General features: G+C 67.2%; 19 protein-coding genes. 4 read left to right on the forward strand and 15 right to left on the reverse strand.

Annotated elements, in window-relative coordinates:
* Positions 1–19: 19 nt before the first annotated feature.
* Together CLU87_RS12405 and CLU87_RS12410 are read right to left on the reverse strand one after the other, a co-directional pair.
* Complete coding sequence (locus CLU87_RS12405; protein ID WP_056747176.1) at positions 20–997, reverse strand: tripartite tricarboxylate transporter substrate binding protein; 978 nt, start codon at positions 995–997, stop codon at positions 20–22.
* An 89-nt stretch (positions 998–1,086) separates the two neighbouring features.
* On the reverse strand, positions 1,087–2,559 hold the full coding sequence (locus tag CLU87_RS12410) for an amidase (RefSeq protein ID WP_099730633.1): 1,473 nt from the start codon (positions 2,557–2,559) through the stop codon (positions 1,087–1,089).
* Positions 2,560–2,683: 124 nt separating this feature from the next.
* Here CLU87_RS12410 and CLU87_RS12415 point away from each other — a divergent pair, with 124 nt between their 5' ends.
* Together CLU87_RS12415 and nth are read left to right on the forward strand one after the other, a co-directional pair.
* Complete coding sequence (locus CLU87_RS12415) at positions 2,684–3,649, forward strand: LysR family transcriptional regulator (protein WP_056747174.1); 966 nt, start codon at positions 2,684–2,686, stop codon at positions 3,647–3,649.
* Between the two features lie 2 nt (positions 3,650–3,651).
* Positions 3,652–4,290, forward strand: a complete 639-nt coding sequence (nth, locus tag CLU87_RS12420) for an endonuclease III (protein WP_056065129.1) — start codon at positions 3,652–3,654, stop codon at positions 4,288–4,290.
* Positions 4,291–4,427: 137 nt separating this feature from the next.
* Here nth and CLU87_RS12425 read toward each other — a convergent pair whose 3' ends face one another.
* From CLU87_RS12425 to CLU87_RS12450, 6 genes are all read right to left on the reverse strand, one after another.
* Positions 4,428–5,174 (reverse strand): aspartate/glutamate racemase family protein, encoded by a 747-nt coding sequence (locus CLU87_RS12425; RefSeq protein WP_099730634.1) that lies wholly within the window; start codon positions 5,172–5,174, stop codon positions 4,428–4,430.
* Between the two features lie 22 nt (positions 5,175–5,196).
* Complete coding sequence (locus CLU87_RS12430) at positions 5,197–5,961, reverse strand: GntR family transcriptional regulator (RefSeq protein ID WP_099730635.1); 765 nt, start codon at positions 5,959–5,961, stop codon at positions 5,197–5,199.
* A gap of 13 nt (positions 5,962–5,974) precedes the next feature.
* Positions 5,975–6,862 (reverse strand): ABC transporter permease, encoded by an 888-nt coding sequence (locus tag CLU87_RS12435; protein WP_099730636.1) that lies wholly within the window; start codon positions 6,860–6,862, stop codon positions 5,975–5,977.
* Between the two features lies 1 nt (position 6,863).
* Positions 6,864–7,778: an ABC transporter permease gene (locus CLU87_RS12440; RefSeq protein ID WP_099730637.1), complete on the reverse strand. Its 915-nt coding sequence runs from the start codon at positions 7,776–7,778 to the stop codon at positions 6,864–6,866.
* Positions 7,779–7,953: 175 nt separating this feature from the next.
* Positions 7,954–9,246, reverse strand: a complete 1,293-nt coding sequence (locus CLU87_RS12445; RefSeq protein ID WP_099730638.1) for a PotD/PotF family extracellular solute-binding protein — start codon at positions 9,244–9,246, stop codon at positions 7,954–7,956.
* A gap of 62 nt (positions 9,247–9,308) precedes the next feature.
* On the reverse strand, positions 9,309–10,403 hold the full coding sequence (locus tag CLU87_RS12450) for an ABC transporter ATP-binding protein (protein ID WP_099730639.1): 1,095 nt from the start codon (positions 10,401–10,403) through the stop codon (positions 9,309–9,311).
* Positions 10,404–10,653: 250 nt separating this feature from the next.
* Between CLU87_RS12450 and CLU87_RS12455 the strand changes: the two genes are divergently transcribed.
* Positions 10,654–11,787, forward strand: a complete 1,134-nt coding sequence (locus tag CLU87_RS12455) for a GGDEF domain-containing protein (protein WP_233193780.1) — start codon at positions 10,654–10,656, stop codon at positions 11,785–11,787.
* A 21-nt stretch (positions 11,788–11,808) separates the two neighbouring features.
* On the opposite strand, the gene cobT is transcribed toward CLU87_RS12455, so the two are convergent.
* Positions 11,809–12,873, reverse strand: a complete 1,065-nt coding sequence (gene cobT, locus CLU87_RS12460) for a nicotinate-nucleotide--dimethylbenzimidazole phosphoribosyltransferase (protein WP_099732160.1) — start codon at positions 12,871–12,873, stop codon at positions 11,809–11,811.
* Between cobT and CLU87_RS12465 the strand changes: the two genes are divergently transcribed.
* Positions 12,872–13,660, forward strand: a complete 789-nt coding sequence (locus tag CLU87_RS12465; RefSeq protein ID WP_099730640.1) for a class I SAM-dependent methyltransferase — start codon at positions 12,872–12,874, stop codon at positions 13,658–13,660. The genes cobT and CLU87_RS12465 overlap by 2 nt on opposite strands.
* 31 nt (positions 13,661–13,691) lie before the next feature.
* On the opposite strand, the gene CLU87_RS12470 is transcribed toward CLU87_RS12465, so the two are convergent.
* The 6 genes from CLU87_RS12470 to cobO form a co-directional block, all read right to left on the reverse strand.
* Positions 13,692–15,146, reverse strand: a complete 1,455-nt coding sequence (locus CLU87_RS12470; RefSeq protein ID WP_099730641.1) for a cobyric acid synthase — start codon at positions 15,144–15,146, stop codon at positions 13,692–13,694.
* 35 nt (positions 15,147–15,181) lie between these two features.
* Positions 15,182–15,574: a DUF3037 domain-containing protein gene (locus tag CLU87_RS12475; RefSeq protein WP_099730642.1), complete on the reverse strand. Its 393-nt coding sequence runs from the start codon at positions 15,572–15,574 to the stop codon at positions 15,182–15,184.
* Positions 15,561–16,355, reverse strand: coding sequence for a HipA family kinase (locus tag CLU87_RS12480; protein ID WP_099730643.1), 795 nt, complete (start codon positions 16,353–16,355; stop codon positions 15,561–15,563). Before CLU87_RS12480 ends, CLU87_RS12475 begins: the two co-directional genes overlap by 14 nt.
* Positions 16,352–17,431, reverse strand: coding sequence for an aminotransferase class I/II-fold pyridoxal phosphate-dependent enzyme (locus tag CLU87_RS12485; protein WP_099730644.1), 1,080 nt, complete (start codon positions 17,429–17,431; stop codon positions 16,352–16,354). Before CLU87_RS12485 ends, CLU87_RS12480 begins: the two co-directional genes overlap by 4 nt.
* Entirely contained in the window at positions 17,428–18,369 is a 942-nt protein-coding gene (gene cbiB / locus CLU87_RS12490; RefSeq protein WP_099732161.1) for an adenosylcobinamide-phosphate synthase CbiB, read from the reverse strand. The genes CLU87_RS12485 and cbiB overlap by 4 nt, the downstream gene beginning before the upstream one ends.
* Before the next feature lie 69 nt (positions 18,370–18,438).
* Positions 18,439–19,008: a cob(I)yrinic acid a,c-diamide adenosyltransferase gene (cobO, locus tag CLU87_RS12495; protein ID WP_056747164.1), complete on the reverse strand. Its 570-nt coding sequence runs from the start codon at positions 19,006–19,008 to the stop codon at positions 18,439–18,441.
* Positions 19,009–19,015: the final 7 nt, after the last annotated feature.

The raw sequence follows: 19,015 nt of genomic DNA on the forward strand, positions 1-19,015 counted from the left end.
CCCTTTTCAGCGCGGACCGTCAATCCACCCGGATATCCGCCCGTGCCGCCACGGCACGCATCAGCGGCAGCTCGCGCTCAATGCGCGCGCGCAGCGCGTCGCCATTGCCACCCAGCGGCGTCAGGCCGATGTCCACCATCTTCTTCTTGAACTCCGCCGAGGCCATGGTCTCGGCCAGGGCCTTTTCCAGTTTCTTCTGCACGGGTGCGGGCAGGCCCGCCGGGCCTACGAAGGCAAACCACGATCCCATGTCAAAGCCGGGGTAGCCGCTTTCGGCCACCGTGGGCACATTGGGCAGCAGGGCCAGGCGCTGCGGGCTGAGCGCCGCAATCGCCTTGATCTTGCCGGACTTGATGAGCGGCGTGGACGCCACCACCGTGTCCACCGCCAGTTGCACCTGCCCGCCCATCAGCGCCGTCAGGCTGGGCGAGCTGCCGTTGAAAGGCACATGCATCATCGGAAACCCTGCAGTGGTCTTGAGCATCTCGGCGCCAAAGTGCACCGACGAGCCCGTGCCATAGGAGCCGTACGAGAACTTGTCCGGCGCGGCCTTGGCCTGGGCCACTATGTCCTTGAGCGACTGCCCCGGGGTGTCGTTGTGGGCCACCAGCAGCAGCCCCATGTCGGCCACCAGGGCCAGGGGCGTGAAGCTTTTGATGGGGTCGTACGGCAGGTTGGTGCGGATGGCCGGGTTCATGGTGAGCGTGGTGTTGGACCCGAGCAGCAGCGTGTACCCGTCAGCGGGCGCCTTGGCCACCATGGACGCCGCCACCACGGTGCCCGCGCCGGGCCGGTTCTCGACCACCATGGGCTGCCCCAGACGCTCCCCCAGGGCTGTGGCCAGCAGCCGTCCCAGGATGTCGGTCGCGCCGCCAGGGGCAAAAGGCACGACCAGCTTGATGGGCCGGTCGGGGTAAGTCTGTGCCTGCGCCAGGCCGGGCGCGCCCAGCACCAGGGCGCTGAGCAGAAGACTCGATACGAAGCGGGAACGCAGCATGGTGAAGCTCTCCAGAAAGCACGTTGACAAAAGCGGGGGGTAGCGGGGGTTCACGGTGGGAGACGGAATGGCGAGCAGCGAGGCCCAGGTCACCCCAGCAAGGGGCTGCGCTGGCGCGCGTACCCACTGGCCTGGTCGTAGGCATGGCCGATCTGCAGCACGGCGGCGTCAGACTGTGCCGGGCCGATGATCTGCAGCCCCGCAGGCAGGCCGCCGGGGCCAAAGCCTGCGGGGGCTGCCAGCGCGGGCAGGCCGGCCATGGTGGCGGGCACCACGGTCTCCATCCAGCGGTGATAGGTGTCCATGGTGCGGCCACCGACCTCGTGGGGCCAGTCCAGCCCGGCATCGAAGGGGAAGACCTGCGCAGCGGGCAACACCAGAAAATCGAATTGCTCGAACAGGCCGCGCAGCACCTGGTACCACGCGCTGCGCACGCGGGCCGCGTCGTATACCTGCAGGGCCGTCAGGCGCATGCCACGCTCGATCTCCCACACCGCCTCGGACTTCAGCAGCGCATGCGTGGCCGGGTTGCGATACAAGGCCGCATTGGCCCCTGCCACGCTGAAGCTGCGCAGGTCGATCCAGGCGTTCCACAGCTGCTTCAGGTCGAACGCGGGCACCACCGACTCCACTGTGCAGCCCACGGTGCGAAAGTGCTCCAGCGCCTGCTCGCAGGTGGCCAGCACGCCGGGCTCGGTGGGCAAGTGGCCACCCAGGTCACCCAGCCAGCCGATGCGGGCACCGCGCCAATCGCGCTCCAGCGGCTGGCCCAGCAGGGCCACATCCTCGTGCCGGCGCGTGAGCGGCAGGCGCGCATCAAAACCCGCCTGCACCGACAGCAGCAGCGCCAGGTCCGGGATGTTGCGCGCCATGGGCCCGGCCACGCTGAACTGCTGGAAGAACACTTCCTCCGTCGGCCCGTGCGGCACCAGGCCGAACGAGGTGCGCAGGCCGTATACGTTGTTGAACGCCGCTGGCGTGCGCAGCGATCCCATCATGTCCGAGCCATCGGCCACAGGCAGCATGTGCAGGGCCACTGCCACGGCTGCGCCGCCACTGCTGCCCCCCGCCGACACAGCTGGGTTGTGGGCGTTGCGCGTGGTGCCATACACCGGGTTGTAGGTGTGCCCGCCCAGGCCAAACTCGGGCGAGTTGCTGCGGCCGATGAACAGTGCGCCGCCTGCGCGCATGCGCTCGAACACCACGGCGTCGGTGGCAGACACCTGCCCGGCAAAGATGGGCGAGCCCCGCGTGGTGACCATGCCCGCAGCGGGCATGATGTCCTTGGGCGCCTGCGGAAACCCATGCAGCGGGCCCAGGCTCTCGCCGCGCGCCAGTTGCGCATCGCGCTCTGACGCCTTCGTGCGCAGGGCGTTGCGGTCCACCATCGCCACCAATGCATTCACCACAGGGTTCAGCCGGTCTACCTGGGCCAGGTAGGCGTCCAGCACCTCGGTGCAGGAGACCTCCCGTGCATGGATGGCGCGCGACAGTTCGGTGGCCGTGTAGTCCACGATGTGGCTGGGGGTGCCACCCGGGGTGACGCTGTTTGCAGAAGGCATGGGGGCTGGGGCCGGTGAATGTGTCATTGGTGAGTCAGCATAAGCAGCCTGCTGCGTTTCGACAATCAACGATTTCTGGGGTTATCTTTGCGTTTTACGCAATCCACACCCCGAAAGGCCCCCGATGCTTTCCAGCCGCTTGCAGGACACGGCGCTGCGCTACTTTCTGGAGGTGGTGCGCAGCGGCTCGGTCAGCGAGGCCGCCGCGCGCCTCAATGTGTCGCCCTCGGCCGTGAGCCGCCAGGTGGCTGCCCTCGAAGACCTGCTGGGCGTGCCGCTGTTTGACCGGCGCCCACGCGGCATGGCGCCCAGCGCGGCGGGCGAGCTGCTGGCCGCCCATGCCCGGCGCGGCGCGCTGGAGGCCGACCGCGTGGTCTCCGACATCCAGGCACTGCAGGGCCTGCGCACGGGGCTGGTGCGCATCTGCAGCTCTGCGGGTTTTGCCATCGAGTTCCTGCCCCGCGTGATGGCGCAGTTCCGCCTGCAGTACCCCGGCATCCAGTTCCACCTGCGCGTGGCCAGCCCCGCAGCTGTGACCGTGGCGGTGCTCAACGGCGATGCGGACATTGGGCTGACCTACAGCCGCTCGGCCGAGCGGGACATCACCGTGCAGCACCGCCAGGCCGCACCCGTCATCGCCATCATGCGGCCTGACCACGCGCTCGCACGCGCCCACTCCGTCACGCTGGCGCAGATGCACGCCTACCCCATCGCCCTGCCCGAGCGCGACAACACCGTGCGCCAGCTGTTCGACATTGGCTGCAGCCAGCGGGGCCTGGTCTTTGAGCCCGCGCTGGTGTGCAACCACTTCGAGACGCTGATGCACTTTGTGCTGCATGGCGGCGGCCTGTCCATCTCGGGCGAGGTGACGGTGCGCGATCGGGTGCAGCGCGGCGAAATGCATGCCGCCCAGATCCGCGAGCCCGGCATGAGCGCCCGCGCCGCCGAGCTGCAGACCCTGAGCGGCCGCACCCTGCCCGCTGCCGTGCGCATGTTCCTGGAGTTCCTGCAGGCGCAGCTGCGAGACAATGCGCCACCGGCCACGCCCGCCAAAAGAAGCCAGCCCCCTGCCCCACCCCGCCAACGATGATGATGAAAACCGCCCAGATCGAGCCCTTCTTCGCCACCCTGAAGGCAGCCAACCCGATGCCCAACACGGAGCTGGAATACACCACCCCGTTCGAGCTGCTGGCCGCCGTGCTGCTGTCGGCCCAGGCCACCGACGTGGGGGTGAACAAGGCCACGCGCAAGCTGTTCCCAGTTGCTGGCACGCCCCAGGCCATCCTGGACCTGGGTCTGGAGGGGCTGGAGGGTTACATCAAGACCATCGGCCTGTACCGCACCAAGGCCAAGAACCTGATGGAGACCTGCCGCATCCTGGTGGAGCAGCACGGCAGCGTGGTGCCCCGCACGCGCGAGGCGCTGGAGGCCCTGCCCGGCGTGGGCCGCAAGACGGCCAACGTGGTGCTGAACGTGGCCTTTGGCCAGCCCACGATGGCGGTGGACACGCACATCTTTCGCGTGAGCAACCGCACCGGCCTGGCACCGGGCAAGAACCCGCTGGCGGTGGAGCTGCAGCTGATGAAGCGCGTGCCTGCGGCCTATGCGGTGGACTCGCACCACTGGCTCATCCTGCTGGGCCGCTATGTGTGCCAGGCGCGCAAGCCGCGCTGCTGGGAATGTGTGGTGAGCGAGTATTGCGACTACCGGCCGAAGACGCTGGCGCCCTAGCGCGCAGAACGCACAGCGCTTCAAATTTCATAGCAACTAGCACATATTCTTCTAGCGCATCCAGCCAAAAACACTCAAAACCTGCGCTCTGGCAGAGATTTCGAGCCCTTGCGCAACCGCCAGCCTGCAAGGCCGGGTCAGACAACGCAGCGGGTGCCCAGCGCCGCCATTTCCTGCGACACCCCCACCCAGGCCACATCAAACCCAGCCACCTTGCGCTCCGGTGGCACGGGGTGCGCGCGCAGCGCCCAGGTGGCACCGGCGACCACGCTGTCGATCACAGGCACAGTCACCTGCGGCTGCACGGCAGCAGCCATGCCGGCCAGCCCCGCACCGCCCAAAATGACGGCCTGCACCCCCATCTGCCGCACCACGTCCCTGCAGGCCTGGGCCAGCAATGCGCGCGCCGCTTCGGGGTCTGCGGCCAGTTGGGCACCGGTGGGCGCCACGGTGTGAATGCCTGCCAGTGCGTGGGCGTGGCCCAGCGCCTGGGCCAGGCGCTGCAGCATGGGGCCCCAGCGCTCGCCGCCGGTGACGATGGCAAAGCGGCCGTGGCGCGCAGCCTCGATGAATGACGCTTCGGCCAGGCCGGTGACAGGCACCGGACTGCTCTCGCGCAGCGCCATCAGGCCAGGGTCGCCAAAGCAGCCGATCAGCACCGCGTCGGGCGCGGTCTGCGGCTGTGCGATCTCATGCGCCCACACATCGAGCGCGGCGTGGGCCGCCACGGCGTAGCTCGCCTCGCACGCGATGTACGGTGCGCCAAAGCGGGCCGTGGCCGTGCGCACCGCCACATGCGAGCCCGCAGCCCCCTGCACATGCCGCTGCAGCAAGGCACTGACATGGGCCGACATGTTGGGGTTGATGACGAGCAGTTGACGCATGGGCAAGCGTGTGAAAAAACCGTCAGACCCCGCCCAGCAACCGCGCCAGATCAGGCGCCTCTGCCGCAGGCGGCGTGAACTCCAGCTGCGACTCGATCCGCGCCAGATGGGCCAGCATCAGCCGGGGCGCCTCGCGCGCGTCGCGCAGGCGGATGGCGTCGATCAGCGCACGGTGCTCGCGGCAGCCGCAGGCCGTGGCCTCTTCGCGGGTTTGGGCGTGGCTGGGGCTGTAGGTCATCAGGATGAGCGAGGTGCGCGAGACCAGCTCGCGCAGGATGCGCCCCAGCGTCTGGTGCCCTGCTGCCTGTGCAATGTGCAGGTGAAAGTCGCCCGACAGGCGGATGGCGCGGCGCATGTCGCCGCTGGCGCGGGCGGCCTCTTCGTCATCGATGCAGGTGCGCAGCGCGGCAATGTCGGCGTCGGTGGCGTTGGCGATGAACAGCTCCACCAGGCGCGGCTCCAGCAGGCGGCGGGCCTCGAACACTTCCAGCGCCTCCGGCGGCGTGGGCTGGGCAATGGATGCGCCCCGGTTGGGCGTGAGCGTGACCACCTGCTCGTTGGCCAGCCGCACCAGCACAGGCCGCACCCGCGTGCGGGAGACCCCGAAGGCCGCCGCCAGCTTGTCTTCCACCAGCTTGGTGCCGGGCGGCAGACGGTGGTCGAGGATGGCCGACACCATGCGGTCGTACATGTCGTTGTCGGTGAGCTGGCCGGTCGTGTCGGGCTGCACGGGCGGTTCGGTGACCGCAGCGCGCTCGCGCCGGGGCTTGGGGAGGGTGGTCGTCATAAGGGTGCCGTTTTTACCCCGAACGGCCCTTGCGCCTGCGGCCCAATGCCCACACCAGCGCCAGCGTGATGCCCATCACGATGAACGACACCACCGTGGTCAGCGTGCCCAGCGCGTAGATCGACGGCGTGGTCACCGTACTCGTCAGGCCCTGCAGCTCCAGCGGCAGCGTGTTCACGTCGCCAATGGCCTGCGAGGTGCGGGCGATCTCGTCCCAACTGAGCGTGAAACCGAACATGCCGATGCCCACCACCGACGGTGCAATCAGCGGCAGCACCACATGCGCAAAGCCCTGCCAGGGCGTGGCGCCCAGGTCGCGTGCGGCCTCTTCGTACGCAGGGTTGAAGCGGTTGAACACCGCGAACATGATCAGCAGGCCAAACGGCAGCGTCCAGGTCAGGTGCGCGCCCAGGGCCGAGGTGAAAAGGCCCAGCGACGTGCCATAGCCCTCCAGCGCACTCTCCATGCCCAGCCATTCCAGCGCCGCCTTGATGCCGTTGTCGATGAGCCGGAACTCCAGCCCGATGCCCAGCGAGACGATGATGGACGGCATGATGAGGCTGGCCACCACGATGAAGAAAAGCGTGTTGCCGCCCGCCAGACGCTTCCGAAACGCCAGGCCCGCCAGCACCGACAGCACCACCGTGCACAGCATCACCGCCACGCCCAGGCCTAGCGAGCGCCACAGCGCCGCGCCGATGTCCACCACTCCCAGCCCTTCGGCCAGCTTGGAGAACCAGTGCAGCGACACACCGCGCATGGGGAAAGTGAGCCCACCCTCGGGGCCCTGGAAGCTCAGGATGAAGATGACGAACATGGGCCCGTACATGAACAGCACGAACAGCGCAAAGAAGATGGCCAGGGGCCAGAAGCTGGCGGGACGAGATTCTCGGACTTTCATCTCACAGCTCCTTGCGAATGTCGACGAGGCGTGTGAGGCCCCAGATGATCATCAGCACCACGGCCAGCAGGATCACGGCATTGGCCGCCGCCAGCGGGAACTGCAGGTAGGACGTCTGCACCTGGATGATCTTGCCAATCGATGCAATCTGCTGCCCGCCCATTACGCCGATGGTCACGAAGTCGCCCATGACGATGGTGATCACAAAGATCGAGCCGATGATGATGCCGGTGCGCGAGAGCGGAACGATCACGTTCCACAGCGTCTGCCAGCCACTCGCGCCGCTGTCGCTGGCGGCCTCGATGAGGCTGCGGTCGATGCGCATCATGCTGTTGAAGATGGGCACGATCATGAACATGGTGTACAGGTGCACAAAGGCCAGCACCACGGAGAAATCCGAGAACAGCAGCCACTCCACGGGCGTCTCGATGAGGTTCATGCCCATCAAGGTCTGGTTCACTAACCCATTGCGCCCCAGCAGCGGCACCCACGAGATCATGCGGATCACGTTGGATGTCCAGAACGGAATGGTGCACAGCACGAACAGCAGCGTCTGCATGCCCGAAGAGCGCACATGGAAGGCCAAAAAATAGGCCACGGTGAAGCCGATCACCAGCGTGATCAGCCACACCAGAAAGCTGAACTTGAGAGTGGAGTAATACGTCTTGAGCGTGACACACAGGCCCTCCGACGCATCGCCACAGCCCGCGAAGATCGACACGTAGTTCTTGAACGTGAAGCCGGGCAACAGCTCGTACTCGTTGAAGTCCCAGAAGCTGACCATCACGATCAGCGCCAGCGGAATCAGAAAAAACAGCGCGAACACCAGCGTGAACGGCGCGGCCTGCCACCAGGCGGCAATGCCGCGCCCGGGAATGGCAGCTGCAGGCAAGGTCGGAGTGTGGGTGGTGCTCATGGTGTTTTCAAATCAGATATCCATCGCATCGGGCAACGGCCGTCGAAACTGGCGCTGCCGAAGGCCAGTGCTCCCGCGCAAGGGCCGCCCCGCCGCGCCGGGAGCGTCCCCCTCCCAGATTGCGAAGCAATATGAGAGAGGGGGAAGGCGCGAAGCGACTCAGGGGGTGAACTCTCTACGCCGCGACGAACTCATTCCACTTCTGCACCATGTAGTTGTTCTCGTCCATCAGCGCGTTCCAGCAAGCGATGCCGCCCATGCGCGACTCGTAGCTGCCGCCGTCGCGCACTGCACCGGCCTTGGCCAGCACGTCGCCATTGGGGCTCTTGATGTCCTGCGTGGCGGGCTTGCCTTCCATCCAGTAGGCCCACTCGTAGGCTTCCATCTTGGACTTGGCGGTCTCCAGCACGGCGCTGTAGTAGCCCTGGCGGTTCAGGTAGGCACCGGCCCAGCCGTCGAGGAACCAGTTGATGAACTCGTACGCACCATCGAGCTTGCGGCCGCTCAGCGTGGCGGGCAGGCCAAAGCCGGCGGCCCAGGCGCGATAGCCTTCCTTCAGGGGCTGGAAGTTGCAGGCGATGCCCTTGGTGCGCACGGCCGTGACAGCCGGGCTCCACATCGACTGGATCACCACCTCGCCCGATGCCATGAGATTGACCGACTCGTTGAAGTCCTTCCACAGCGCGCGGAACTGGCCCTGCTTCTTGGCCTCGATCAGGGTCTTGATCGTGAGATCAATCTCCTTCTTGGTCATGTTGCCCTTGTCGGGGTACTTGTAGAGGCCCATGGCCTCGACCACCATGGCGGCGTCCATGATGCCGATGGAGGGGATGTTCAAAATCGCGGTCTTGCCCTTGAACTCGGGGTTGAGCAGCTCGGCCCACGAGTTGATCGGGCGCTTGATCAGGTCGGGGCGGATGCCCAGCGTGTCGGCGTTGTACACGGTGGGGATCAGGCTCATGAACTGCGTGGGCGCGGTCGCGAACTTCTTGGACTTTTCACCTTCCAGGTAGATCACCTTCTTGGGCGCCGTGCCCTGGTCGCCCACGGCCTTGCCGGCCACCATGCCGGTGGTGAACAGCGTGGTGATCTTGTCGGCGTTCTTGATGCGCTTGGTGTCGATGCCCTTGAGGTTGCCGGTGGGGACGATCTTTTTCAGCGAGAAGTACTCGGTGTCGATCAGGTCAAAGCTGTTGGGCGCGGTGACGGCGCGCTTGGTCACGTCGTCGGTGGTCACGGCCACGTACTGGATCTCGATGCCGGTGTCGGCCTTGAACTTCTCGGCAATCGCTTTGTCCTGGTTCACCGCCGTGCCCAGGTAGCGCAGCACGATCTTTTCCTGCGAATGCACGGCCGGGAACATGCCAGCGGCCAGGATGCCCGCCGTGCCCTTGAGCAGCGAGCGGCGAGCCACACCAGTGGCATCGGAGACAACAACAGGGGAATCAGCACGGGAAGCATCGGACATGGGAAAACTCCTTGGGTTGCGGAAGGGGACGGGGGGAAAAAAAAGCGGACGTGGCGACGCGGTCAGGCGGCGACGGCCACTGCGGGAGCGGCCACCGCCAGTGATGCGACAGCAGGCTGGGAGAGCGGGTGCGCCTGGTCAGGCGTCCAGTGCAGTTGCACGCCCTGCCCCACCTGGTAGGGCTGCGCAGCAAAGGCGGCCTCGGACACCATCACCGAATACGCCGCCGTGGCGTTGGCCGACAGAACTGCGCCGTGCTTTTGCAGGCCCACCAGCACATAGGTGCCTTGGTATTCCACATCGGTCACCACGGCCTGCATGCGCTGGGCGCCCCAGGGCAGCTCGGCACTGGCGGGGGCAATCTGCAGGTGGTCGGTGCGTACGCCCACCTTGCCTTCGGGTGTGTCGATCACGTTGTGCCCGCCCATGAAGCGCGCCACGAATTCGCTGGCGGGCCGGTTGTAGACCTCGTGGGGCGAACCCACCTGCTCGATCACGCCGTGGTTCATCACCACCATGGTGTCGGCCAGGGCCATGGCCTCTTCCTGGCTGTGGGTCACATGGATGAAGGTCAGTCCCAGCTCTTTTTGCCAGCGGCGCAGCTCGGCGCGCATCTGGATGCGCAGGAAGGGGTCGAGCGCCGACAGCGGCTCGTCGAGCAGCAGCACACGCGGCTGGGTGATGAGGGCCCGCGCCAGCGCCACGCGCTGCTGCTGCCCGCCGGAGAGTTCTGCGGGCTTGCGCTCGGCCAGGTGGCCCAGGGCCACGCGCTCCAGCAGGTCGCGCGCCTTGGCCTGGCGTTCGGCCTTGGCCACGCCTTTCATCTTGAGGCTGAAGGCCACGTTATCGAGCGCCGAGAGGTGCGGAAACAGCGCAAAGCTCTGGAACATCATGGCCGTGCCGCGTGCAGCGGCGGGCAGGTCGGTGATGTTGCGGTTCTCCAGCAGGATGTCACCACTGGTCACCGACTCGTGCCCGGCGATCATGCGCAGGGTGGTGCTCTTGCCGCAGCCCGAAGGCCCCAGCAGGCAGCAGTAGCTGCCGCTGGCAATGCGCAGGTTGATCGCATCCACGGCGGGCTTGCCTTGGGCGTAGCGTTTGGTCAGCGCCACGATTTCAATGGCGGCGGAGGTGGGCGCAGGGTGGGTGCTTTGCATGGCGTATGCCCTACGCAAGGCCCATGCCAACTTTGTACACAATGTTTTATAAACTTTGCATACAAAATGCACCAACACGGCGCACATTGCCGCCCCATACCGGTCCACGCCCGCGCTGCCCCTGGTCCAACCTCGGGCAAACCATGCACCGAAACAGCGCTGAGCACTGCGGGTGCGTGGCTATACTGGCTTCGCCTTTGAAACAATTTATTACGTAGGCACGTCCCCTCCCCCTCCTCTTGCCTGCCGCATGACGAACCTCGACCCGCGCTCCATGATCGCCCTGGCGGGCTTCATGTCTGCCGTCATGGCCCTGGTGCTGCTGTTCATGCGGCGGCACTACCCGCCCAGCATCCGGGGCGTGGGCGGATGGGCGGCGGCGCCATTGCTGTGGCTGCTGTCCACCGTGCTGTTTGGCGCGCGTGGCGCCATCCCCGACTGGCTGGGCCTGGTGCTGGCCAACCAGTTGCTGGTGCTGGGCTCGGTCACTTATTACATGGGCACGCGCCAGTTCATGGGCCAGCACGCCACCTGGCGCACCTGGAACTGGGTGATGGCCGGCACCACGGTGGTGTTTGCCTGGCTGACCTACGGGTGGCCCAACTATGCGGTGCGGGTGGGGTTTTTCACCGTGGTGATGGGGGCGCTGTACGCCGCGCAACTGCGTTTCATGCTGCGCCACGGAGGGCGCAACTTCCCGGTGCGGCTGGTGGAGGTGATGCTGGGCCTGCACATGCTGGTACTAGGGGTCAGGCTGGGTTCGATACTGGCAGGGCACGCGGGCAACGACCTGATGGAGCCCTCGCTGTTCCAGACCCTGTACATCGGTGCCTATGCGCTCACCGTGCTGATGTTGTCCATTGGCGCGGTGCTGATGGCCACAGACCGCTTGCGCACCGAGCTGGAGCACCTGGCCACCTATGACTCGCTGACCCAAACCCTCAACCGCCGTGCCTTGCTGCAGCGCTGCGAGGACGAGCTGGAGCGCGCGCAGCGCTACGGCGGCGGTCCGTCCATCATGATGGTGGACATGGACAACTTCAAGGCGGTGAACGACACACGGGGCCACCAGCACGGCGATGCAGTGTTGGTGCACTTTGCAGAGCGCACCCGCCAAGTGCTGCGCCGCGCTGACCGCCTGGGTCGCTACGGGGGCGAGGAATTTCTGGTGCTGCTGCCGGGAGCCGACGCGCAAGCGGCTCTGGCCGTGGCCCAGCGCATCCACGCCACGCTGGCCTCGGGGCACCCGCTGGACTGCGAGGTGAGCATCGGGCTGACCAGCTGGTCCGGGTCACACGAGACCCTGGACGCGATGCTCTCCCGCGCCGACGCCGCGCTGTACCGCGCCAAGGAAGAAGGCCGCAACCAGACCGTGGTGGGCTAGAGCCTGCCCAAGCAGGGCGGCTCAGGCCGTCTGTGTCGCCACGCCAGCCGATTCAAAACTCGCCATCTCGCGCAGCACGGCGCAGGCCGATTGCAGCAACGGCCAGGCCAGCGCCGCGCCCGAACCCTCGCCCAGGCGCAAGCCCAGGTCCAGCAGAGGCTCTGCCTGCATCTGCGCCAACATCAGGCTGTGGCCCCGTTCGCCCGAACGGTGGGCAAACACGCAGCGCTGCAGCACCTGCGGCGCGATGCGGCTGGCCACCAGCACGGCCGCGCTGGTAATGAAGCCGTCCACCACAATCACGCGCCGCTCGGCCGCTGCCTGCAGCACTGCGCCCACCAGCGTGGCCACCTCGTAGCCACCCAGGGCAGCCAGAGCCTCCAACGGGCTGGTGGCGCCCGCATTGGCGTCCAGCGCCTGCTGCAGCACCAAGCGCTTGCGTTCGATGCCCGCAGCATCCAGCCCCGTGCCCGCGCCCGTCACCTCGACCAGCGGCAGCCCCGCCAGGCGCGCCAGCAGCAGCGACGCCACCGAAGTGTTGGCAATCCCCATCTCGCCAAGCAGCAAGGCGTTGCCTGGCAGGGCACGCACCACCTCCACCCCGTTGGCCAGCGCCTGGGCGCATTGCTCGGCGCTCATGGCCGGGCCGACGGAGGCGTCCTGCGTGCCGGGTGACACCTTGCGCAGCAACAAGCGCGGCTGACCGGGTGCTGTATCGCGCGCAGCGATGGGTTTGGCCACACCACAGTCCACCACCGTGAGGCCCAGGCCATGCTGGCGCGCGAGCACGCTCACGGCCGCGCCACCCGCCAGAAAATTCTCCACCATCTGCCAGGTCACATCGCTCGGGAACGCCGAGACTCCCCGGGCGGCCAGGCCATGGTCGCCAGCGCACACCAGCATCTGGGGGGCATGCAGCACGGGGGATTCGGTGCCCAGAATCACGCCCAGGCGCAGCGCCAGGCGCTCCAGCAGGCCCAGCGAGCCCAGGGGCTTAGTCTTGTGGTCAATGACGTGCTGCAGGCGGCTGGCCAACGCGGCATCATGCAGGTCAGCAACGGATGGAAGTACGAAAGATGAGGTCATGGTGATGGAGAACACAAAGAACGCCGTGCACAAAGCGGCACAGCAGGGTTTTGAAAAAGAAGCGCAGGCCTACGCGCGCGGCAGGCCGGACTACCCGGCGGCGCTGTCGGCCTGGCTGGCACAGACGTTGGGACTGGGCCCCGGTCGCGAGGTGGCCGATGTGGGTGCGGGCACCGGCAAATTCACCGCGCTGCTCGCAACCACCGGGGCCACAGTGGTGGGCGTGGAGCCCGTGGACGCCATGCGCGCCAAGATCGAAGCCTTGCAACTGCCCACGGTGCGCGCCGTGGCGGGCACGGCACAGGCCATTCCACTGCCGTCCGGCGCGCTGGATGCCGTGGTCTGTGCACAGGCCTTCCACTGGTTTGCCACCCGCGAAGCCCTGGACGAATTCCACCGCGTGCTGCGGCCGGGCGGCAAGCTGGGACTGGTGTGGAACGTGCGCGATGAGTCGGTGGACTGGGTGGCCGAGCTCACCACCATCATCACGCCCTACGAGGGCGATGCCCCGCGCTTCTACAAGGGCGACTGGCGCAAACCCTTTCCACACCCCGGTTTCGGCCCATTGGTCGAGACCCGGCTGACCCACGAGCATGTGGGGCCACCCCAGCAGGTCATCGTGGACCGTTTCATGTCGATCAGTTTCATCGCGGCCCTGCCGGATGCTGAACGCGCCAAGGTGCGCGCCCAGATCGAGGCTTTGATAGCCCGACACCCCGCGCTGCGCGGGCAAGACACCGTGCGCTTTCCGTACACCACCCTCGCCTGCCACTGCGAACGGGTGTGAGGGGCTGAATGGCGCCACGGTATCCGGCGTGCTAAGGCGCCACCAGCGCATCCAGCACGCCCGGTGTGAAGCTGGTGCCCAGGAAGCCTGCGAGTCCGTCAAACACGCTGTCCAGCGTGGGCGCCTGCGCGCCAAACAGCGCGTGCAGCACTGCGGCATCCTCGAACAAGCCGTGCAGGTACACACCCAGCACGTTGCCTGCCGCGTTCTGCCAGGCAATGCCGGGGATGACCTCGCGCGCCACATCGCCCTTGGCAGCCATGGCCGGGTGCTGGGCGGTCTGGCCGTGGTGGATTTCGTAGCCCGTGACAGACACACCCGCCAGCGCGGCCCAGGCCCCCAACACCGCACCAAACTGCGCCTGGGTGCGTTGCACGGTCTTGGCAACCTCAAAGGTGGTGACCAGCGGCAGCAGGCCCAAACCCGGCGCATTGCCGTCGATGCCTGCGGTGTCGATCAATGCCTCGCCCAGCATCTGCAGGCCGCCACACACGCCCAGCACCGTGCCGCCCTGCCCCGCGTGATGGGCAATGGCCTGGTCAAGCCCTTGCGCGCGCAGCCAGGCCAGGTCGGCAGCGGTGGACTTGGAGCCCGGCAGCACCACCCAGTCGGGGGGCTTGAGGCCCGCCAGGTCGGCCGGGCTGCGCGCCCAGATCAGGCGCACGCCGGGCACGTTCTTGAGCGGCTGAAACTCGTCCAGGTTGCTGATGCGCGGGTAGGCGATGACAGCCACGGTGGTGTGCACCGCGCCCGCTGACAACGTGCGGTCATCAAACACGCCGTCCTCCTCGGGCAGGCCATGGCGCCATTGCATGGGGATGGTGGCCACGGTGGGCACACCCGTGAGGTCTTGCAGCATCTGCGGCGCAGGCGCCAGCAGGCTGGCATCGCCGCGAAACTTGTTAAGCACAAAGCCTTGGATCAGCGCGCGCTCGTCCTCGGGCAACAGTGCCCAGGTGCCGTACAGGTGGGCGAACGCGCCGCCCCGGTCGATGTCGGTCACCAGCAGGCAGCGAGCATCGGCATGGCGGGCCACGCGCATGTTCACGATGTCGCTCGCGTGCAGGTTGATCTCGGCGGGCGAGCCTGCGCCCTCGATCACCACCACGTCGTTCTCGGCGCGCAGTGCATCCAGCGCTGCGGCGATCTGCGGCCACACCTTTTCGCTGCGGCCGCGCCAGGGCATGGCGGTGAGCTCGGCGCTCACCTGCCCCATCAGCACGACCTGGCTGTGCGTGTCGGCCTCGGGCTTGAGCAGCAGCGGGTTCATGCGCACCTCAGGCTCGGCACGCGCAGCCAGGGCCTGGAAATACTGGGCGCTGCCGATTTCACCCATCACACCCGCAGGGCCCGACACCACACGTGCGTTGTTGCTCATGTTCTGTGCCTTGAACGGAGCAACCTTCAGACCCTGGTTGCTGTAGTAGCGGCACAGCGCCGTGGTGAGCCAGCTTTTGCCCGCGCCGCTGGTGGTGCCAAGCACCATCACACAACGGGCCAATTGGGGAGCAGAGTTTTCAGTCAAGGCAGTGGGCGGACCATGCGGTCCATGATGTGTTCAAGTGCTGCAGCCGCATCGGTGCAGCGGCCCGTGTGCACGGGAGAGGTCTGGATGATGGCGCTGCGTTTGGCGGTGAGCCAGTGAAAGCGCTGGCGGTACGGCAGGCGCGCAATGGGGCCACAGCCTTCGTCGCCCGCACAGATGGCCACGATGGCGGCCAGATGGCGGCGCACGGTATCGATGTCGGCGTGCGGGTCCATGGCCAGCAGGCGCGCTTCATCGAGCGCGATGGCAGCCCGGAGAAAGCCGGTGCGCTGGCACGACAGGATCACGCCCGCGTTGATGAACTCTTCGCGCTCCACGCGCGGCACCACGCGCACGATGGCGTAGTCATACACCTCAGGCACGTGCATCGGCGGCCTCCTTCAGTGCATTCACCCAGGTGGCGCGCCCGGCCAGGCGGGCGCAGAAGTAGTCCACATAGGCCTGGCGGTGGGTAAGGGCAGCGGTCAGCAGGCCTTCTTCGTGATCTGCACCGGCCAGCACCAAAAACTCGTCGGGCACCTCGGCCAGGATGCCCGCCACCACCTCGGGCGTGAGGCGTGCGGCCAGCTCGGCATCCACCTGCGCGAGCAGCGTGGCCCGGGCCAGCAGCACATGGTCGGCAATGGACGCAAAAGGTTTGGCGGGCAAGGCCACCGTGCCGTTCCAGGCGTGATGAAAGGTCAGTGCCGCACCGTGGTCGATGAGCCAGGGCTGGCGGTGCCACATCAGCAGATTGGTGTTGCGCGCAGTGCGGTCCACATTGCCCACCAAGGCATCGAACCACACGAGGCGCGAGGCAAAATCATCCGACACCACATCCACAGCCGGGTCGAAATTGAGCGCGCCCGACAGGTAATCCAGCCCCACGTTCAGGCCACCGCTGGCGCGCACTAGGTCCTGGATTTCGGGATCGGGCTCGGTCTGCGCCAGGGCGGGGTCGAGCTGGGCCAGCACGATCTCGGGCACGGGCAGGCCCAGCGCACGGGCGATGCCGCCCGCAATGATCTCGGCCAGCAGTGCGCGCACGCCCTGCCCTGCGCCACGGAACTTGAGCACGTAGGTGCCCAGGTCGTCGCCCTCGACGATGGCAGGCATGGAGCCACCTTCACGCAGCGGCGTGACGTAGCGATTGACGGTGATGGTTCTCACAAGGTCTCCCTCGATCCGATGGAATGCGGGATGGTACGGCCCGCAGGGCCCAAGACGGCCTGCCATGCGGCCCGCAGCGCATCTTGTGCGGCGGGCGACAACACCCCCAGGCGCACGGTGCCGGGCAGGCCGAACGACGCCGCATCGCGCAGCTTGATGCCACTGGCGCGCAGCGCAGCCAGATCGCTCTGCAACGTGTGGGTAGCAGGCTGCACGCAGAAATAGTTGGCCAGGCTGCCCGCGTGCACAGCCCAGCCCAGGTCGGTGCACAAGGCCAACTGGCGCGCCTTCCAATCGCCCAGAGTACGCAGGCTGTGCACCAGCCATTGCTGCACGGTGGCCTGCGTCCACGCCTGCAGCAGTGCCACGCCGTGGGCGCCCACAGGCCAGGAAGACGCCAGGGCCGTTAGCCCCAGCGCCTGCTCTTCACAGTCTGGCGGCGCAATCGCATAAGCGGCACGTACACCCGTCAGCCCCAGGGCCTTGTTGGGGGTCCAGAGCTGCCAGCAGGCCGAGGGCATGAGCGGCGACGGCGCGCCAGCCCATGCGCCCTCCGCGCCGAGCCGCAGGGGGACATACGCGCAGTCGAGCACACGCCAGGCAACGTCGGCATCGCTTTGTCGCCAACCGCGCAACGAGGGATCTTCCACACCCAGAGGGCTCGAGGGCTCGCACGCCCATTGCAGGGCCGCTGAGGCGCCGCCGCCCCGCAGCACCTCCAGCCCGCGCACCTGCGCGGCCTGGGCATAGTCGCCATAGCTGTGTGGCGGCACGGCCACCTGCACCGCGCCCTGCTGTGCGGCCAGCGCGGTGATGCGGTGGATGAACTCGCTGGCACTGGCCGCCAGCACGATGCGCCCTGGCGATACACCGTGGAAGGCACCCAGGGCCTCGCGCAGCGCCGTGTAGGCCGGGTCGGGGTAGCGCGTGGCGTCGGCCGCCTGCACGGCGTGCAGCGCCTCAGGGCATGGCCCGCAGGCGTTGCTGTTGGTCGAGAAATCAAACACCGGAACGCCAGCGGCGTCCGGGCCACCGTGCAACGGCGTGGGCGCAGAGAAACGACGCGGCGAGCTCATGCATGCGCCCAAGCAAACACCACCAGCACCAGCAACTGCAGGCCCGCCACCACGGGCACCATGGCCAGCACCACCTGCGTGCCCAGGCGTGCAGCGCGCCGCGTATCGAGCGGCCCCGCCCGGCGGCCCTTGCTGTGCAGCGTGTACACCCCGGGCTTGGCCAGGCGCACGTTCAACGCCAGTGCCATGGCCGCCATGGGCCAGCCGCTGTTGGGCGATGGCGTCTTGCGAGCCTGGCGGGCCAGCGTGGAAAACGGCAGTCCCCTGGCGACCACCGCCAGCAACAAGGCGGTGATGCGGGCCGGCACCCACGACAGCACATCGTCCGCCCGCGCCGCCCACTTGCCCGCCCATTGCCAGTAGCGCCCGCTGCGCATGCCGGGGTAGCCCCACATGGCGTCGGCCGTATTGGCCATGCGGTACAGCGCAGCCCCCGGCAGGCCCAGCAGCGCAAACCAGAACAGCGGCGCCACCACGGAATCGTTGAGGTTCTCGGCCAGCGACTCGATGGCCGACTCGCGCACCTGCACGGCGGTGAGAGCGCTCACGTCCCGGCTCACCAAGCGAGCCAGCTGCGCGCGCCCGGCGGGCAGCGACTGGCCCAGCGCCACTTCCACTGCCAGCACCTCGTCGTGCAGCATGCGCCAGGCCAGCAGGGGCTTGAGCAGCAGCGCCAGCATGCCGAGGGCAAGCCAACCCATCAGCGTCAACGCCAGGTGCTGCAACCACCAGGAAACTATCAAAACAATAGCAGCCAAGGCAATCCACACTAGCGCCCCCAGCCAAAAACGCCGAAAGTCCTGTGCCACAGGCGTCAGCGGGGCCACCCGCTCGCCCCCCCAGTGCAAGGCCGTGCCCATCCACACCACCGGGTGCCAGCGGGCGGGCGGCTCCCCCAACCACCAGTCAATGGCCAATGCCAGCAACGGCACGCCCATCCACACCGCTGCCGCAGGCCAGCCCAGGCCAGGGAGCAGTAGCAAGGACCAGTGCTCGGACACAGTGGCTCAGTCTTCGATGCCGCGCTGCGCGGGAATGCCCGCCTTGAACGCGTGCTTGATCAACTGCATCTCGGTCACGGTGTCGGCCAGCTCGATGATCTCGGGGGGGCAGCGGCGGCCGGTGAGGCACACGTGCACATCCTTGGGCCGATCGCGCAGGGTCTGCAACACGCCGTCGAGCGGCAGCCAGCCGTAGATCAGCGGGTAGGTGATCTCGTCCAGCACCACCAGAAAATGCTCGCCCGACAGGATGGCGGCGCGCGCCTTTTCCCAGCCGTCGCGCGCAAGCTGGGCCGAGTGCTCCAGGTCCTTGCTCTTCCAGCTGAAGCCGTCCCCCAGCCCCTCGATGGGCAGGCCAATCTGCTCGAACATGCGGTGCTCGCCAAAACGCGCGGTGGGCACCTTCATGAACTGGAAGATCTTCACAGCTTTGCCCCGGCCATGGGCGCGCAGCGCCAGGCCAAAGGCGGCCGTGCTTTTGCCCTTGCCGTCGCCGGTGTTGACGATAACAAGGCCCCGGCGTTCGCCCTCGGGCTTTTCGTAGCGTTTTTCGGTGGGCGGGGTTTCGATCTGCATGGTGTCG

The sequence above is a fragment of the Acidovorax sp. 59 genome, assembly GCF_002754175.1.
GTDB lineage: Bacteria > Pseudomonadota > Gammaproteobacteria > Burkholderiales > Burkholderiaceae_C > Acidovorax > Acidovorax delafieldii.